An 18,496-nucleotide genomic window follows, 5' to 3' on the forward strand; every position below is an offset into this window, starting at 1 on the left:
TAGCCGAAAAAGTGTACAAAAATAGAGTGCCGGAAATATTGGTGTGAAAGACACACCGAGAAAAACTTGACACATACGAAATATATTGCATATTACATTCCGGGATAACTTGTAGTATAATAATTTAATATAAATGTGTGTTCGAAAGGGAGAATAAAAAGGACCGAGTCGGCTAAAGTCGCAACGTCCTATTGCAACGCTGCCCCTACACAGGGGTATGTCATTTTTACTGGGCCTTTTGAACAACTTCTATAAATATTCTGGGGGGGATATCGTTTTGCCAATACCAATAAATCATGAAAAGCCAGCAAGGAAATCTGCTAAGGAAAGCGCATTTAGCCAACTCCAACAATGGATTATCGATGGGACACTTCTCCCGGGGGAAAAAATAAATGATACCGAGGTTGCGCAAGCCTTGGGTGTTAGCAGAACTCCGGTACGGGAATCTTTACAGCTGCTTGAGGCACTGGGTTTTGTAGAGATGTTCCCGGGTAAAGCAACACAGGTTACGGAAGTAGATAGGAGTTCAATTAAAGATCTTCTACCGCCATTAGCTGCATTACAAGCCTTATCTGCAGAATTGGCTATCCAAAACATGAGTAAAGAAATACTTACTTCACTTGTAAATACGAATAAACGTTTTGCGGAAGCGATTCATTCAAAAAATTACTATTCCGCTTTAAAAATTGATGAACAATTTCACGATATTATCGTGGATGCTGCTAATAATTCATACATTAAAAATATTATAGAATCTTTACAAGCACATGTTAGAAGACTCTTTTTTCATAATTCCATCATCCTAACGGAGCATTCTATCCAGGATCATGAAGCCATCATAAATTTAATAAAAAATGAAGATGTTGATCAACTAAATACCGTTATGAAGAATAATTGGCTCCGTACCATTGAACTATTTCCAGATATAAACTAATCGTACATGTTCAAAAAGGAGGGCAGGACTTTTTGAACAACCTCTATAAAATACAAAATCGCCCTAGCTTCTTTCTTAATAAAGCTAGGGCTAATCGTTTTTCTCTCCCCTACCCGCATGTTACACTCTTGATAAGAAATAGATATAGGAGGCCATGAGGATGGGGAAATTACAAGGAAAAACAGCTATTATTACAGGAGCTAGTAGTGGGATTGGTGCTGGTATTGCGAAGGAGTTAGCGAAAGAAGGAGCAAATGTTGTACTGGCTGCACGCCGTACAGAAGAGCTCGATGAACTACGGAATGCCATCAAGGAACACGGAAACGGTGAAGTGCTTACTGTTCAAACAGACGTAACGAATAGACAGGATATCGAAAAACTAGTAAAACAAGCACAAGAAGTATTTAACCATGTCGATATTTATGTGAATAACGCTGCCCAAATGTTAACAGCCCCCGTTCGTTCAGGAAAAGTAGAAGAATGGGAGCAAATGATTGATACAAACATGAAAGGCGTGCTTTATGGCATTCATTCCGTTTTACCGTCAATGCTTGAGCGCTCCAGTGGACATATTATTAACATCGCCTCTGTTTCCGCATTTGAAGTAACAAAGGGAAGTACTGTTTACAGCGCAACGAAAGCAGCTGTTCAGACCATTTCCAAAGGATTAGAAAAGGAACTTGCGAAAACTGGTGTCCGTGTAACAAATATTTCACCTGGCATGGTCGATACCCCTTCAAGCAAAAATAATTCATGGAACACCGAACGCAAGAAACTGGAAACCAAAGATATCGCAAGAGCAGTCGTATATGCAGTAACACAACCTGATTATGTCAATGTCAATGAAATTACTGTCCGACCAGTTTAATCTTAAAACGCTCCGAGCAAAAAGACTCGAAGCGTTTTTCTATGTTGATTATATTTAGCTTTATTAATGTAGTATCTTAAAATAACCTATTCCTAAATTTAGTGAACTTCTTGAGTTTTAGACACTTTTTGAATACGTGCAATAATACCTGTAATCGCAATAACAATCAATGCTGGTATCAACCAACCAAGACCGATGCCATAAAGTGGTAATACTTGCTCATAGAATTTCAAGATTGGTACCATCCAACCAAAGTTATCCCAACCTAATGAATCGCAAAGAGCTGTTAGTCCATCAAAAATGCTAATCAAAAAGGTAACTATGGTTGTTGCTACATAAACCATACGTGCATGATTAAATAATGGTGACAAGAACGTTAATATCATCAATACAACTGCTAATGGATATAGGAACATCAATACTGGAACAGAAAATCCAATGATATTAGCTAAACCAAAGTTTGCTATTATAAAAGAGAAAGCAGTAAAGATAACTACAAACATTTTATAACTAATCTTTGGAAGTAATTTATGAAAATATTCAGCGTTTGCTATGATTAATCCAATTGCTGTAGTTAAACAAGCAAGAATAATAGCAACAGCTAACATAATAGATCCCAATGTTCCGAAGTAATATTCTGCTGATCCACTTAGAACAGGTCCACCTGTATCAAATAATCCAAGTCTTCCAGTACTAATAGAACCGAGATAAGCAATACCAACATAAACTACTGCTAAAAGCATGATAGCAACTCCACCTGATTTTGCTGTAGCCGCTAGTACTTCTGATTTAGAAGTCACACCAAATGATTTAACCGTACTAATTACAATAATTCCGAATACTAAGGCTGCTAAGGCATCCATTGTATTATATCCTTCTAAGAACCCTGTCATAAATGCAGCATTTACATATGATCCTTCTGGTGCTTGTTGCGTTCCCATCGGATTAACAAGTGCTGTAATTAAAAGAATTGCTAATAATAACACAAGAGCTGGTGCTAATATTTTACCAACGTTATCGACAAGTTTCGCAGGATAAAGAGAAAATAACAGTACAACTACGAAAAAGATTAATGTAAAAATAAATAGTGCAATTTGTTGAGATCCTTCTGAAACAAAAGTACTAATCCCTACGTCGTAAGCTACTGTACCAGTACGAGGTATTGCGAAAAACGCTCCAATTGTTAAATACAATAAAGATGTAAAGAAAACACCATATCCAGGACTAACCCTGCTAGCTAAATCCTGCAAATCACGGCTTCCCGAGAATCCCATAGCAAGGATTCCTAGAAGTGGTAATCCTACTCCTGTAATTAAGAATCCTATAATAGCTGGTGTTAAGCTTGTCCCGGAGTATTGACCAAGCTGTGCTGGGAAGATTAAGTTCCCTGCTCCGAAGAATAATGCAAATAGCATAAATCCTATCGCAATATAATTAGAAGTTGATAGCTTTTTCTTCATTAAAGGTTCCCCCTGAGTTGTTTTATTAATCCAAACTTTCATTAAGTATTTAAAGTGCAATATATCGGATGAACCCTATCATACTATCATTTCTAGCAAAATGCAATATATTACAGAGAAAAAGTTAATATTTTTTGTCTAGAGTGATTAATTTGATAATTTAAGTAGAATAGGACTTTAAATACTATAGACATTTGTAAAAAAAAGTTATACCATTTTAGTTAATTCACAATAAACAAGAGGTATTAGAATGGAAATATCAAACAAACTTAAACAATTACCAACGCAATTTTTTGCTACTCTAGTTAAAAAAGTAAATACAGCTATAGAAGAAGGCCGTGATGTCATTAATCTCGGGCAAGGAAATCCAGATCAACCAACACCTTCGCATATTGTAGAGGCTTTACAACATGCAGCTACCGACCCAAAGTCTCATAAATACTCTCCTTTTAGTGGTACGTATGAATTTAAAAAAGCTGCAGCTGACTTTTACAAACGGGAATATAATATTGAAATAGATCCCAATACAGAAGTGGCTGTTCTCTTTGGGACTAAAATTGGATTAGTTGAACTACCACTTGCTGTAATGAATGAAGGAGAATTAATGCTTCTACCTGACCCAGGTTATCCTGACTATTTATCTGGGGTTCCATTAGCGAATGTTAAATATGAAACGATGCCACTGCTAGAAAAAAACAACTTTTTACCTGATTATGATCTATTAACAGAAGAACAAAAGAAAAATGCTAAACTTCTTTACTTAAATTATCCGAATAATCCCACAGGCGCTACTGCAGACATTGCCTTTTTCCAGGATACGGTTGAACTGGCTAAGCAATATAATATCGGAATTGTTCATGATTTTGCATATGGAGCAATTGGCTTTGACGGAGAAAGGCCTGTTAGCTTCCTGCAGGCAGACGGTGCAAAAGAAGTTGGAATAGAATTATATACTCTATCAAAAACATATAATATGGCCGGTTGGAGAGTTGGCTTTGCTGTAGGAAATAAAAAAATGATTGAAGCCATTAACTTACTCCAGGACCATTTATTTGTAAGTTTATTCCCAGCAGTGCAATACGCCGGTGCTAAAGCCCTAACAAGCGAGCAAGACTGCGTAGATGAATTAATGAAGCTTTACGAAGGTAGACGTAATGCTTTTATACAAGAATGTAATCGAATTGGTTGGAATGTGAAGGCACCTAAAGGTTCTTTTTTTGCCTGGCTACCTGTCCCAGAAAAGTATAGTAGCGAAGAGTTTGCTGATCTTTTATTAGACAAAGCAGATGTAGCGGTTGCTGCCGGTAAAGGTTTTGGAGAATATGGAGAGGGATATATTCGAGTTGGCTTACTAGTAGATGAAGATCGCTTAATAGAAGCAGTTCAGAGAATAGAAAGGTTAGAGATATTTTAGTATTTTTTATCGGCTAAAAAACGGGCGGAACCTATTATTAGATTCCGTCCGTTTTTTTTAATCCATTTGTTTAATTTTCCAAATATCTGTTGCGTACTCACGAATGGTCTGGTCGCTCGAAAACTTACCGGAGTAAGCAATATTCGTAACACTCATATTCATCCATGTTGTTCTATTTCGATAAGCCCGCTCCGCAAGTTCATGCGCTTCAAGATAAGTCTCAAAATCTTTCAATACAAAATACGGATCATTATGATAGAGAATATTGTAGAAGATATCTTTAAATTCAATATTATGGATTCCAAATTCGCCTTGATTCAATTGGTCTAGAATAAGTCTAACACGGTCATCTGTATTATAAATATCACGGGCATTATAGCCACCATTTTGATAATAATCTAATACTTCGTCCGCATTTAGTCCAAATATAAAAATATTATTTTCCCCTACTAAATCGTATATCTCTATATTAGCACCATCCATTGTACCTAAAGTAACAGCCCCATTCATCATCATTTTCATATTTCCAGTCCCGGAAGCTTCTTTACTTGCAGTAGATATTTGTTCACTAATATCTGCCGCCGGAATTATTTTCTCTGCAAGACTGACATTGTAATTCTCAAGGAAAATTACTTTCAACTTTCCATTAATATCCTTATCATAATTAACGATAGAGGCTACCGTATTGATTAACTTAATGATTTCCTTTGCCAAATGATAACTCGGAGCCGCCTTTGCCCCGAAAATAAAGGTACGCGGTGTCACATCCTGATTAGGATTAGCCTTTAATTCATTATATAAATAAATAACATGGAAAATATTAAGTAATTGGCGTTTATATTCATGCAATCGTTTAATTTGTACATCAAAAATAGACTGGTCATCTACAAGAATGCCCGTTTGTTGATGTATATAATTAGCTAGTATTTTTTTATTCTCGTGTTTTACTTGATCAAACTTCTCTAATAAAGCTTTATCATTGGAATACTTTAATAAACTAATCAGTTGCTTAGGTCGTTTAATCCATTGCGTTCCGATAGCTTCGGAAATAACATTAGAAAGCTTTGGATTTACTTGTAATAACCAACGCCTGTGTGTTATCCCATTTGTTTTATTATTAAATTTATTAGGAAATAAAGTATAGAAATCTTTCATTTCCTGCTTCTTTAAAATTTCGGTATGGATCCTTGCAACTCCATTCACACTGAAGCTTCCAACAATAGCAAGCCTTGCCATATGAACCCTACCATATGCAATAACAGCAAGGTCAGGAATTTTATCCCGCAATTCCTTATGATCAAACCATATCGATTTACAGAAGCGCTCATTTATTTCATCAATAATCATATAAATCCTTGGTAATAAGTTTTGAATCATTTCTTCTGGCCAGGTTTCTAATGCTTCACTTAAAGTCGTATGATTGGTATAAGCTAGAACATGAGTGGTAATTTCCCATGCAGTATCCCAATCCAATCTTTCCTCATCCATCAAAATCCGCATTAACTCTGGAACAGCAAGACTGGGATGTGTATCATTGATTTGAATGACCACCTTTTCAGGTAGTCTACTGATGGGAAGTCGATAATTTTTCTTAAAGCTTCTAATAATATTTTGAATACTTGAAGAAACAAGGAAATATTGTTGCTTTAATCTCAATTCTTTTCCTTCATAATTGGAGTCATCTGGATAAAGAAAACCTGAGATTTGTTCTATGGAATGTTGATGATCCAAATCATGGTAAAATTCACTATTTTCTTCTTGCCCAGCTTCCTGATAAGCCACTGGTTCCGCGCTCCAAAGTCTTAACGTGTTTACAACCTCATTTTGATATCCTAAAACTGGTATGTCATATGGTACGGCGAGTACTTTATCAGTATTCTCATATTTAAACTCTAAGGAACCATCATTTCGTTTGAACATATGTACCTTACCATGAAATTGAATAACAAATGCCTCTTCTTCCTTCCTCGTCTCCCAGGGATACGGTTCTTTTAGCCAATAATCTGGTAGCTCTACTTGGTTACCATGAATAATTCTTTGTTCGAATAATCCATAACGGTAACGAATACCGAACCCATGCCCAGGGTAATACAAAGAGGCTAATGAGTCTAAAAAACAAGCAGCGAGTCTCCCAAGTCCTCCATTACCAAGTCCCGCATCCCTTTCTTCTGCAAACACAAGTTCAGAACAAAAGCCTAGGTCTTCAAGTGCTTCTTTCGCGATATTCAACAATCCACTATTAAGAAGATTACTTTCCAATAATCTTCCAATTAAAAATTCCATTGATAAATAATACACTTGCTTCAAATTTTTATCTTGATATCTTTTAATTGTTTCATACCATTTTGGCATAATTTCGTCATTCACAATAGATGCAAGCGCATAATAAATATCCTTATTAGAAGCAGTACTTACTTCCACTCCTTTTTCGGTGATTAATTTCTTTTTAAGCTTTTCTTTTAAATCATTTGCTGTCAATTGTGACAAGAAGCCATCTCTCCCTAACCGTATATTGGGGTTGGTACTAGTTTTTCATATAGTTCCACATATTTCTCTGCGGAATTTTTCCATGTAAATTGACTCCTATTTACATTTCGAATCAACTGTTGGTATTGCTCATGATCATGATAAATTTCTAACGAATATTTAAGAACATGGAGTAAGTCATGTGCATTATAATTCGTAAAACTAAAACCGTTACCTTCTCCCGTTATTTCATTATAAGAGGTAACTGTATCTTTAAGTCCTCCGGTTTCACGTACAATTGGTACTGTTTTATACTGTAAAGCAATTAGCTGAGCTAAGCCACATGGTTCAAATTGGGAGGGCATTAAGAAGAAATCAGCACTTGCATATAACCGTCTAGCTAATCCTTCATCAAAAGTAATTAAACTTTTGAACTTTTCAGGATAACGATTAGCAACCTCCGAAAAGTAATGTTCAAATTCATGATCTCCTGTCCCCAAAACAATGAACTGTACATCTTCTTGTAAAAACTCATCTAAAATATGCTGAACGAGATGGAACCCCTTTTGTTCCACTAATCTAGAAATAATAACATATAAAGGCATACCTAAATCCATTTCCATATTAAGTTCTTCACCAAGTGCTAATCGATTCTCTACTTTTTTCGAACGAGCCGAACGATAATTAAATGAAACATGAGGGTCTGTCATTGGATTATAATCTTTAGGGTCTATACCATTTAAGATTCCAGCTAAATCTCGTTCTCGATCTAATAGAACTTGGTGTAACCCTTCACTATAAAATGGATATTTAATCTCCTCCGCATAGGTTGGGCTTACTGTTGTAATTTTATCGGCATGGAACAGGGCGCCTTTGAGGCAATTTAACATCCCGTTCCATTCCAACCCACCAATATGCTCCCGATCCAAATTAAAGAAATCCTCAAAAATATCGACTGGCATCATGCCTTGATACTTAATATTATGAATGGTAAATACTGTTTTCATATCATTAATTGGTTTTAAAATATTTGCCAATACGACTGCAATAGCTGCCTGCCAATCATGTGCATGAAGAATATCCGGTTTAAATAATCCTTGATTTAAAAACTCCATAACGGCATGACTAAAATAAACAAACCGCTCCCCATCATCGTAATATCCATAGATCCCTTTTCTGGTGAAATAATAATCATTTGCTACAAAGTAATAGATTACTTGATTATGTTTTAATGTGTATACTTCTGCATCCTGATTTCTCCAGCCAAAAGGGACATCAAAGGATGTTACATATTCCATTTTTTCTTTCCATTCAGCCGAAATTTCATCATACATTGGTAAGATAACTCGGACTTCCATTTGTTCTTGTTTCAAAGCTTGTGGGAGCGAACCTATTACATCACCCAGCCCTCCTGTTTTTATGAAAGGTGTCGATTCTGAGGCAACAAATAATATATTCTCCATTCCATATCTTCCCTTTCCAATTATTATTCAAAAATCCTTATATATCACTCCGTTTTGCCACAACATATGGTTTATCCTTAGACCCGATAATTCGTTGCCCTTTCTTTACATGAACATCCTTATCCAAGATTACATTTTCTAAATATACGTCTTCTTCAATCGTACAACGCTGCATAATAATAGAGTTTTTAATCTGTGCCCCTTCATTCACGATGACCCCACGGAAAAGAATGCTTTTGTCCACTTCCCCCTCGACCTCACAACCATTAGCTAGAATGGATTGTTTGACACTCGAAGGATTATAGTATTTCGCTGGTGGATTACTCGATACTTTTGTTTTCACAAATGGAGGGTTGAAGAATAACTCTAAATAATTATCCTCAATTAATAGGTTCATATTATGTCGGTAATAACTTTCGATGGAATTAATAAATGCTCCGTAACCCTTGTATCGATACATAACAACTCTAAGATCCGCTAACTTCTCCTTTATTCCATGAACAAAAAAGTGATCCCGATTATACGCAATACAATCATCCACTAATTCCATTAATAAAGATCTATTAATAATGTAGGCACCTGTAAATAACAATGGATTTGTCTGCTCATTCGTTATATCTTCCACCCAACCTAAATCATCCGCACAAATACGAAAATATGGGATATGCTCTTCTCTTAATTCCTCAGCCACCGTTGTAACTAGTGTCACATCAGCGCCGCGATCAATATGGTATTTAAAGGCCTCATCATAATCTATATTTGCTGTAAATTGGCTTCCACTGATTAATACATAATCAGATTTCCCACGATTAAAATAGTCCCTATTATTATGGAAAAATTGTAAATCTCCTTTTGAAACATCACTCGGATCATTCCAATCCGGTGGTAAAATATATAATCCACCATTTCTGCGATCCAAATTCCAATTTTCCCCTGTACCCAAATGATCTGATAAAGAGCGGTATTTCGATCTAGCAAAAATAGCTACTTCGTTAATACCGGAATTAACCATATTGGATAAAGCAAAGTCAATCATTCTATATCTACCGGCAAAAGGAATAGAAGCATGGGTTCTGAAATAAGTTAATTCATTAAAGACGTGATGTTCATGCTCCAAATTTATTAAACCCATCATCGTTTTCATTGTTTTCCTCCTCCCGTCATTGCCAACATACCATTTAATATTTCCTGATTAATCACCATAGGTTCATCATTATCACCGACATGAATATTAGTCCCTTCAGGAATCACTGTATTTTCCATCACAATGACCCGATGAAGGTTTGAGTTTCTCCCTACTTTTACCCCCGAATGTAAAATAGACTGTGAAACGGTACTACTCTTTTCTACTTTGGCATTACTAAATAAAACAGATTTTTCAACCTTCCCGTAAACAAAGCAACCAGAATTAATCAATGAATGCCTCACCGTCGCATCTTTACCGATAAATTGTGGAGGATAATTCGAATCTTGCGTATGAATACGCCAGCTATTATTATCAAGAGAAAGTCCACTCTGCTCATTATTCAGTAAATCCATATTCGCTTCCCAATAACTTTGAATCGTACCGACATCTTTCCAGTACCCATCAAATTCGTATGCATATAGGCGTTTTTCATCACCTAACATTGCAGGGATAATATCTTTTCCAAAGTCGTGACTAGATGTCTTCCTCATTGCGTCTTGAATTAAATATGCTTTTAATGTTTCCCAAGTAAATATATAGATTCCCATAGAAGCTAAATTACTTTGTGGATGCTCTGGTTTCTCCTCAAATTCATAAATTCTTAAGCTATCTGTTGTATTTAAAATACCGAAACGGGATGCCTCTTCCCAAGGCACCTTGATTACGGAGATCGTTGCATCTGCTTTCGTCCGTATATGTTGATTGAGTAGCTTTTGATAATTCATTTGATAGATATGGTCACCTGAAATAACAAGAACATATTTAGGATTATATTGATTGATAAAATGAATATTTTGATAGATAGCATCAGCAGTTCCGGAATACCAATCTCCACCTGTTTTAGCTGTATACGGCGATAATACACTAACACCACCATACCTACGATCCATATCCCAAGGCTTCCCATTTCCAATATGTCTGTTAAGTTCCAATGGTGAATATTGTGTCAGTACTCCCAAAGTTTGGATATTTGAATTGGAGCAATTACTTAAAGTGAAATCTATAATTCTATATTTTCCTCCGAAAGGTACTGCTGGTTTTGCTATTTGATTGGTTAATGCTCCCAATCGTTTTCCTTCTCCCCCTGCTAAAAGCATACCTACGCATTCTCTCAAAAAACATCGCTCCTTTTTGAACACTCCGTTTAGTTGTTTACTTTTTTAAATATCGTGACTGCTAGTGGCGGTATCTTTATCTTTATATGTTGGGCTAGCCCATGCCACTTTTCAGGAAAACTAAAATGTTTATTCTCGTTCAGTTGTCCTGACCCCCCATATTTTTTCTGGTCAGAATTAAAGATTTCCTCGTAGATTCCTGAAGTTGGAACCCCAACTTTGTAGTCGTAATATACATTTGGGGTGAAATTACAAACAATAATAATTTCTTTATCTTTACTCTTTCTTCTAAAAGCTATAATACTTTGATCTATATTGTGTGGATCAATCCACTCAAAACCATCTGGGTCGTGATCAAGTTCAAAAAGTTCTGGATTCTTTAGGTAAAAGTGATTTAGTTCTTTAACATATTGGAAGATTCCATGATGTAATGGATAATCTAAAAGATGCCAATCTAACTGTTCCTTATCCTTCCATTCAGCATATTGAGCTAACTCAGCCCCCATAAATATTAGTTTTTTCCCCGGATGACAGGTCATATATCCATATAGCAATCTTAGGTTTGCAAACTGTTGCCATTGGTCTCCAGGCATTTTATCTAGTAAAGACTTTTTCCCATGTACAACTTCATCATGGGAAAGTGGCAATAGAAAGTTTTCTGAATGTGTATACATGAAAGAAAAGGTTAATAAATTATGATGCCATTTTCTGTGGACAGGGTCCTTTTTCATGTACGATAACATGTCATTCATCCAACCCATGTTCCATTTAAAATTAAAGCCAATTCCACCAGAGTAAGTAGGTGCCGTTATGAGTGGTACATCGGAACTATCCTCTGCCATCATTAACGCACTAGGTTCATAGGAAAAAATTACTTCGTTCAGTTTACGTAAAAAGGCATATGCTTCTAAATTTTCTTCGCCCCCATACGTGTTATAGATCTTTTCTTCCCAATCTTGTCGGTCGAAATTTAAATACAACATACTTGCTACAGCATCTACGCGAATTCCGTCCAAATGATATTCTTCCAGCCAATATAATGCATTTGAGATTAGAAAACTTTGTACTTCTGGACGACCAAAGTCAAATGTAAGTGTCCCCCAAGTTGATTTCTCTGCCTTTTTCGGATCGGCGTACTCATAAAGCGGCTTTCCATCAAATCTCCTTAGGGCAAAATCATCCTTACAAAAATGCCCAGGAACCCAGTCCATAATCACTCCTAATTCGTTTGCATGGCAATGATCTACGAAGTACTTAAAATCATCAGGACTTCCATACCTCGCCGTAACAGAAAAATAGCCAGTAATTTGATATCCCCAAGATAAATCAAATGGGTGTTCAGCCAAGGGTAATAATTCGATATGTGTATACCCAAGAGATTTAACATAGGGAATTAACTTCTTTGCTAACTCTCTATATGTATAAAATTCTCCTGATTCCTTCTTTTTCCATGAACCTAAGTGAACTTCATAGATAGAAATTGGGGAAGTGTGAGGATTATAAACTTCCTTCTTTTTACTCCAATGATCATCCTGCCAATTATATGTGGAGGGACTTAATGTTAGGGAGGCCGTACCCGGTCTAAGCTCTGACTTCCTAGCATATGGATCTGCCTTCATTCTTACCTCACCTGAAGGAGAGATAATTCGATATTTATATGCTTGGTTTTCTTTAACGTCTGTAAAAAAGCCAACCCAAAGCCCTTCATGATTTAACCTCTCTAAAAAATGAGATTCACCATTCCAGTCGTTAAAATCTCCGACAACAGATATCTCTTTTGCATTTGGAGCCCATACTACAAAGCGAAACCCTTGCTTGCCACCCCATTCCATAAAATGACAACCTAAAAAATGTTGACTGCGATAATTTGTTCCCTGATGAAATAAATAGATATCTTGTTCGGTTATATGGTAATTCATTGAGTGCATATCCTCCTAGTTTAAATAAGCAAAGATCTTGATTAGCGACAAAAATATAATCGATCCTTCAAATACACGGTTAATTATAAGATGAATAACCATTCACTTCAATCAGTTTTCAGAAGATTCGTTCGACAATTAATGACCCCGAAAACTGCAATGCATCACGTTTTGTCGAATGACGTTAATTATCTGTAAACTTTGTTTAAACGGGATATTAAATGGTTATAATTTTCCTAATAGTTTATATTTCCATTTTATTCACTATTACATATACTAAAGAAGTGTATAGTTTATTAAAGGAGTTGCTTTCTTTGGAAAACAAGGTTGCGTGGATAGACGATATTCATGAAATAACTGTAATAGGCGACATGGAGAGTTTATTTGTAAATGGGCAATCCCCATTCATTTACATTGAAAACAAACAGAGTTATATCCAGACCAAAGCCGAAAAGATAAACCATTCGAAAGCTAGAATTCGTTATCATGAGGAACTACCAATCGGGGAGAATTTATTCCTATTATGGAATGAAATAAAAATTCCTATCTATCCTGGAGCCATTGTACGAACGAAGTGGTTTGACGAAAACTATTCCAACTTGGATGTAGAGCTTGGAGCTATTTGCCAACCAGCTTCAACAACCTTTTCTATATGGGCCCCTACCGCAACCATGGTAAAAGTGGAATTAGATGGGGATAAAAAGTTTCCTTTAAAAAGACAAAACAGAGGGGTGTGGACCTTAACATTAGATGGAGACTGGCATGGTTGTTCTTATATGTATGAAGTAACATTGAATGGAAAATCTACTTTAGTCAATGATCCTTATGCGAAAGCGATGCTCCCAAACAGTGAAAAAGGAATCATCGTTGACTTCACTAGAACAAAATCATTAAAAGATAGTACAGTTTCCAGACCAACATTAAAGAGTTTACAGGATGCCATCATTTATGAATTACATGTAAGGGACGCAACCATTCATGAAAATAGCGGCGTAAGAAATAAAGGCAAGTTTGTAGGGCTAACAGAGAAAAACACTACCAATTCCAATCGTTACTCAACAGCTCTATCCTATATAAAAGATTTGGGCGTGACCCATGTTCAATTGCTGCCAATTAATGACTTCGCCCGAGTAAATGAACTAGAGCCAGATACTTCTTATAATTGGGGTTATGACCCGTTATTTTTTCAAGTTCCTGAGGGGAGTTATTCTTTCATTCCTAAAGACCCTATCGTAAGAATCAATGAATGTAAAACAATGATAGAATCCTTCCATCAAGAAGAAATCTCCGTTATTTTAGATGTCGTCTATAATCATGTTTTCGTAATGGAGGATTCTCCGTTTGAAAAAATAGTTCCTGGCTATTATTTCCGATATCATCCAGATGGAATGATTAGTAACGGAACTGGTGTTGGTAATGACATTGCTTCGGAGAGACAGATGGTGAGGAAATTTATCCTGGATACGATAAGTTTTTGGCTAGAGGAATATCAAATAGATGGCTTTCGCTTTGATTTGATGGGAGCTCTCGATATAGAAACAATGGGACAAATTCAAGAACGCTGTAAAAAGGAGACTACCCCTATTATGCTTTTAGGAGAAGGCTGGGAATTGGATACTGCTTTACCTTCTCATCTTAAAGCAACAAATAAAAATTCCCATCAGTTAAATCGGGTTGGTTACTTTAATGATTTATTTCGAGATACACTAAAAGGAAATTTATTTTTCCACCATGATACTGGCTATGTGAATGGAAATGGGCATTATGTGGAGCGAATGGCTCATTTGGTGACAGGATCGGTATTAGAGGAATACGGTATTCCCTTTGTTTCGAATATTAATCAAACGATCAATTACGTGGAATGTCACGATAATCATACCCTATGGGATCGGCTTTTATTAACGAATCCGGATGCGAGTGAAATAGAACGCAAAAAAATGCATCAATTAGCAACTGGATTAACTCTATTAAGCCAAGGAATTCCATTTATTCATGCTGGCCAAGAATGGTTTCGAACGAAGCAAGGTGTGGAAAACAGTTATATATCTAGTGATGAAATTAATCAACTAGACTGGGATAGACGTGAATTAGAAGATAATAATGTTCAGTTCGTAAAATCACTTATTTCTCTTCGTAAAAAGTATGAAGTTTTTCGTTTAAGTTCAAAGGATGAAATAAGAAGGAGATTTCATCCTTTGGTGACACCAGCCCCTATTTTTGGTTTTACATTATTGGGAGATGATGTCGATTTCTCTATTTATGTAAATCCTACGAACAAAAAAGTCCCCCTACAATTGCCATCATCGGGGAAATGGGTTGTTACACTAAGCAATATCCAATCTAGTAATAAACAAGTTATAGGAGAATTTACTTCCATCAATCCCTTTGAACTATTAGTGTTTAAAAAGTATCGAAAAGTAACGAGGAAAGAAGAAGGCACCAAACGATTCGCTAATGCTAAAGAATAAGTGGAAGACGAACAGATTGTTACTGCTGTTCGTCTCTTTAACATTTATTCAAACGATAAATTAATATACGTTCATATGGATCCTTATCATACATCTTTGGTATTTTAATTTCGGATATTAACTCAAATAATGTTTCATTTTCCAAAAAGAAAATATAATCATCATGTGGATAATATAAGATAATATCTACTTCACGTTTCTTTTGCTCAAAGGAAACCAGTATATTTTTAACTACTTTTCGGAAAATATTAATCGAAAACGGGTTAAAAAAGTAAAAACGATTATCCTCTTTTTTAATTTCATACTCCTCTGCTAAACAATTAAGGAAAAACATTTTGTCCGATTTCCTTTTTGTCTTTGCCATATAGTGATTTTTATTATCAATCGCCTTTTTATAAAATTCCTCATTCCTCTCAATACCTATAATGGATGAATGGTAAAAGTAATGAATATAGAAATTTAAACGGCCTAAACCACAGCCGAAGTCAACAATATAGTCAGTCTGTTTGACAGGGTAAATCGTAAACAAGAGTTCTAATACATCATAAGGTGTTGGTTCATATGGATGGTAATGTATGGTATTCCCATTGGTATAGGCATTCTTGTGATCTTGGGTTTTAATATTAAACAATTTATCATAATAATATTCTTTCATGTCGATTCTCCATAATAGTTGATTCTGTTTAATAGCAGGGTCCTTTTTACATGTTAACCGTTCATAACCTTCACATAAAATATTCTTCTAACGTCAATCCACTTAAATCAAAAAAGTTCAAATGAATCATAAAAATTAGTATATGAAAATAGTCGTATTTATTAATTCGTGAATATACTGTATTAAACAGACCGTTACAATACTTATTTATACCTCGTTAATTCTTTACAAAAAGGAAGGGAATTATGGCAAAACTAAAGGTGTTAGATGATTCGTTCCAAAATTTAAGTCAAAAAAACATGTCATTTGAACAAGTTTTTGAAAACATCGTTCAATTTATGAGAAATGATCCAAATGGAAATTACCGTTTAATGTTTGGAACGGATTCACAAGTACATGGCTATTATACTAAATTTATTACTGGAATAGTAATTCAGCGCGAGAAAAAAGGGGCATGGGCATGTATACGAAAAATAAATGTACCTCGTAAGATGACAAACCTTCACGAACGTATTTCTTATGAAACGACTTTGACAGAAGAAATTGTATCCATGTTTACCAAAGAAAGAAAAAGCCAATTAATTGATATTATTTTGCCGAATATTTATAAAGGTGCTTCCTTTACTATCGAAGGACATCTCGATATTGGCTCAGGCAACCGAAACAAAACAAGAATCTTTGTAAACGAAATGGTATCTAGAATGGAATCCATTGGTGTAGAACCAAAAATAAAACCAGAATCCTTTGTAGCAAGCTCCTACGCAAACCGTTATACGAAATAAATAATAGGGGCTGTCGTTAAATAAACTCACTTAAGACAGCCTCTATCATCTATTCGTCAAACAGCCTAAAAACACTGGAAATACCTAATTATATTGATTAAATCTAAGTCTCTAGGATATACTTTTAACAACTTGTATTTTTAGAAAACTGATGAATACTAGAAATATCTATCTAACAATGAAAGAAGGCAAGGAAACTTGTATCATATAGTAGAAGAAAGAATCAAAGAATCGATCGAAAATGGTGAATTAGATAACCTTCCAGGAAAAGGTGAACCTCTTAATCTAAGAGAAGAGTATCAAGGATTATCTCCAGAAATTAGAAGGACCTTTAAAATACTCAAAACTGCAGGATATATCCCTGAGGAGAAAGAAAAAGAAAATTTAACCTTTAAAGACTTACATCAATTTGCTACTGGGATGGAAAGCGAGCAAATACAATTTGAACGTAAAAGGCAATTTGAATCCTTTGTAAAAGAAAGAAAACTCAAGAAAAATCCTTCATTTCGTCATTACGCGAAAAAAATATATAACAAATTACTTTCTTAAGTATTGGGAACAATTGGATACCTCATATATAATAAAAGTATTCGTAATTGAAAGGAGTTTTTATTTGGCTAAGTTTTTTACAACCAAACGGATTATTATTGCAGTTTCACTTATATTAATTGCAATTATTCTATATTTCTATTCTTCCGCTTTCATGCCTTTAATATTAGCCACGGTTACAGCTTTCGTCTTAGAACCTTTAGTTCGGTTCCTGCAGAAACATTTAAAGCTTAAAACTAGGGCACCTGCAGTATTAATTTCATTTCTTTTGTTTGTTTTAAGTATCGCCTTTATATTTTATGTTGCTATCACTAGAGTCGTAAATGAAACAATACGATTTGCAGAAAGATTACCTTATTACATTATTGATATCAATGTCTTTATTGAAAAACTACTAGAGGATATTAATAAAACTGCGGCGGGACTTCCACCTATTTTTATAAATGAAATGAAAGGACAGATTTCTAACCTTCTAGAATGGTTGACCAATATGGCGCAGGGAATGATACCGATACTAGCGGGTTGGATACAGGGAATTCCTAATTTAGTAGTTGTTATTATTATCTATTTAATAGCTTTATTTTTAATAAGTATGGATCTTCCGAAATATAGAAAAATATTTTACTCCAAGTTCCGTGAAGAAAATGCTGAAAAAATCCAATATATTTTACAACGTTCCACTCGATTTTTTACGGGTTTTATGAAAGCACAGTTTTTCGTTAGTATTATTATTTTTATTGTAACGTATATCGGTCTGATCTTTATCTCTCCACATAATGCACTTGTCATGTCTTTAGTTATTTGGATAATCGATTTAATCCCAATCATCGGTTCCATTGTTATCCTTGCACCTTGGGCGTTATTTGATTTAATAGCAGGAGATACGAGTACGGGAATTCAATTGCTTGTTTTAGCTGCAATATTATTAATCATACGTAGAACGGTTGAACCTAAAGTCATGGGAGACCAAATTGGTTTACCTCCTCTTCCAACTTTAATTGGTTTATGGTTAGGTTTATACTTCTTGGTGTCATTGGATTATTATCGGTCCATTATCCATCATCGCCATACTGTCAGCGAAAGAAGCTGGACTTATTAAATTGGATTTTAAAATATAACATCCAAAATGAAACCATGATGAGTGGTTTCATTTTTTGTCTAAGAAGGGGTATCTACTAAAATTTATTTAAATATAGAAAAGAATGGCACTATTTGTT

14 protein-coding genes are annotated in these 18,496 nt (G+C 35.2%); 7 read left to right on the forward strand and 7 right to left on the reverse strand.

Annotation, left to right across the window (positions count from 1 at the left end; genetic code table 11):
- Positions 1-277 precede the first annotated feature (277 nt).
- Positions 278-934: a GntR family transcriptional regulator gene (locus KM885_RS15510; protein ID WP_216884237.1), complete on the forward strand. Its 657-nt coding sequence runs from the start codon at positions 278-280 to the stop codon at positions 932-934.
- Positions 935-1,094: 160 nt separating this feature from the next.
- Positions 1,095-1,802: an SDR family oxidoreductase gene (locus KM885_RS15515; RefSeq protein ID WP_216884238.1), complete on the forward strand. Its 708-nt coding sequence runs from the start codon at positions 1,095-1,097 to the stop codon at positions 1,800-1,802.
- A gap of 98 nt (positions 1,803-1,900) precedes the next feature.
- Here the strand turns inward: KM885_RS15515 and brnQ are convergent, their stop codons facing one another.
- Positions 1,901-3,262, reverse strand: coding sequence for a branched-chain amino acid transport system II carrier protein (brnQ, locus tag KM885_RS15520; protein WP_204798490.1), 1,362 nt, complete (start codon positions 3,260-3,262; stop codon positions 1,901-1,903).
- A gap of 250 nt (positions 3,263-3,512) precedes the next feature.
- On the opposite strand from brnQ, the gene KM885_RS15525 reads away from it, so the two are divergent.
- Positions 3,513-4,676 carry a pyridoxal phosphate-dependent aminotransferase gene (locus tag KM885_RS15525; protein WP_244987048.1) on the forward strand — a complete coding sequence of 388 codons (1,164 nt, stop codon included), beginning with the start codon at positions 3,513-3,515 and terminating at the stop codon, positions 4,674-4,676.
- 57 nt (positions 4,677-4,733) lie between these two features.
- On the opposite strand, the gene KM885_RS15530 is transcribed toward KM885_RS15525, so the two are convergent.
- Genes KM885_RS15530 through glgB form a run of 5 tightly spaced genes read right to left on the reverse strand, consistent with a single transcriptional unit; the run spans position 4,734 to position 12,825 of the window.
- A complete protein-coding gene (locus tag KM885_RS15530; protein ID WP_216884239.1) occupies positions 4,734-7,163 on the reverse strand; it encodes a glycogen/starch/alpha-glucan phosphorylase in 2,430 nt (809 codons plus the stop codon).
- 14 nt (positions 7,164-7,177) lie between these two features.
- Positions 7,178-8,605 carry a glycogen synthase GlgA gene (glgA, locus tag KM885_RS15535; protein ID WP_047184516.1) on the reverse strand — a complete coding sequence of 476 codons (1,428 nt, stop codon included), beginning with the start codon at positions 8,603-8,605 and terminating at the stop codon, positions 7,178-7,180.
- 37 nt (positions 8,606-8,642) lie between these two features.
- The gene (gene glgD, locus KM885_RS15540; protein WP_047184515.1) at positions 8,643-9,749 is read right to left on the reverse strand and encodes a glucose-1-phosphate adenylyltransferase subunit GlgD; all 1,107 of its coding nucleotides are present in this window, start codon (positions 9,747-9,749) and stop codon (positions 8,643-8,645) included.
- Positions 9,746-10,906, reverse strand: a complete 1,161-nt coding sequence (locus KM885_RS15545) for a glucose-1-phosphate adenylyltransferase (protein ID WP_084824031.1) — start codon at positions 10,904-10,906, stop codon at positions 9,746-9,748. The genes glgD and KM885_RS15545 overlap by 4 nt, the downstream gene beginning before the upstream one ends.
- 29 nt (positions 10,907-10,935) lie before the next feature.
- The gene (gene glgB / locus KM885_RS15550) at positions 10,936-12,825 is read right to left on the reverse strand and encodes a 1,4-alpha-glucan branching protein GlgB (RefSeq protein WP_216884240.1); all 1,890 of its coding nucleotides are present in this window, start codon (positions 12,823-12,825) and stop codon (positions 10,936-10,938) included.
- A gap of 314 nt (positions 12,826-13,139) precedes the next feature.
- Between glgB and pulA the strand changes: the two genes are divergently transcribed.
- On the forward strand, positions 13,140-15,293 hold the full coding sequence (gene pulA / locus KM885_RS15555) for a type I pullulanase (protein ID WP_204798493.1): 2,154 nt from the start codon (positions 13,140-13,142) through the stop codon (positions 15,291-15,293).
- 37 nt (positions 15,294-15,330) lie between these two features.
- Here pulA and KM885_RS15560 read toward each other — a convergent pair whose 3' ends face one another.
- On the reverse strand, positions 15,331-15,948 hold the full coding sequence (locus tag KM885_RS15560; protein ID WP_204798494.1) for a class I SAM-dependent methyltransferase: 618 nt from the start codon (positions 15,946-15,948) through the stop codon (positions 15,331-15,333).
- A 245-nt stretch (positions 15,949-16,193) separates the two neighbouring features.
- Here KM885_RS15560 and KM885_RS15565 point away from each other — a divergent pair, with 245 nt between their 5' ends.
- The 3 genes from KM885_RS15565 to ytvI all read left to right on the forward strand — a co-directional run bounded on the left by KM885_RS15565 (position 16,194) and on the right by ytvI (position 18,378).
- The gene (locus KM885_RS15565; protein WP_216884241.1) at positions 16,194-16,730 is read left to right on the forward strand and encodes a ribonuclease H-like YkuK family protein; all 537 of its coding nucleotides are present in this window, start codon (positions 16,194-16,196) and stop codon (positions 16,728-16,730) included.
- Positions 16,731-16,928: 198 nt separating this feature from the next.
- A complete protein-coding gene (locus KM885_RS15570) occupies positions 16,929-17,279 on the forward strand; it encodes a DnaJ family domain-containing protein (RefSeq protein ID WP_047184511.1) in 351 nt (116 codons plus the stop codon).
- A gap of 64 nt (positions 17,280-17,343) precedes the next feature.
- Positions 17,344-18,378 carry a sporulation integral membrane protein YtvI gene (gene ytvI / locus KM885_RS15575; protein ID WP_204798798.1) on the forward strand — a complete coding sequence of 345 codons (1,035 nt, stop codon included), beginning with the start codon at positions 17,344-17,346 and terminating at the stop codon, positions 18,376-18,378.
- Positions 18,379-18,496 lie beyond the last annotated feature (118 nt).

Source organism: Oceanobacillus caeni (assembly GCF_019037185.1).
Lineage (GTDB): Bacteria > Bacillota > Bacilli > Bacillales > Amphibacillaceae > Oceanobacillus > Oceanobacillus caeni.

What these genes read in the sequence shown, in the direction of transcription:
- KM885_RS15525 (WP_244987048.1), top strand. Translation starts at nt 3,513, where the DNA reads ATGGAAATATCAAACAAACTTAAACAATTACCAACGCAATTTTTTGCT.
- KM885_RS15565 (WP_216884241.1), top strand. Translation starts at nt 16,194, where the DNA reads ATGGCAAAACTAAAGGTGTTAGATGATTCGTTCCAAAATTTAAGTCAA.
- KM885_RS15515 (WP_216884238.1), top strand. Translation starts at nt 1,095, where the DNA reads ATGGGGAAATTACAAGGAAAAACAGCTATTATTACAGGAGCTAGTAGT.
- glgB (WP_216884240.1), bottom strand. Translation starts at nt 12,825, where the DNA reads ATGAATTACCATATAACCGAACAAGATATCTATTTATTTCATCAGGGA.
- KM885_RS15560 (WP_204798494.1), bottom strand. Translation starts at nt 15,948, where the DNA reads ATGAAAGAATATTATTATGATAAATTGTTTAATATTAAAACCCAAGAT.
- glgA (WP_047184516.1), bottom strand. Translation starts at nt 8,605, where the DNA reads ATGGAGAATATATTATTTGTTGCCTCAGAATCGACACCTTTCATAAAA.
- brnQ (WP_204798490.1), bottom strand. Translation starts at nt 3,262, where the DNA reads ATGAAGAAAAAGCTATCAACTTCTAATTATATTGCGATAGGATTTATG.
- glgD (WP_047184515.1), bottom strand. Translation starts at nt 9,749, where the DNA reads ATGAAAACGATGATGGGTTTAATAAATTTGGAGCATGAACATCACGTC.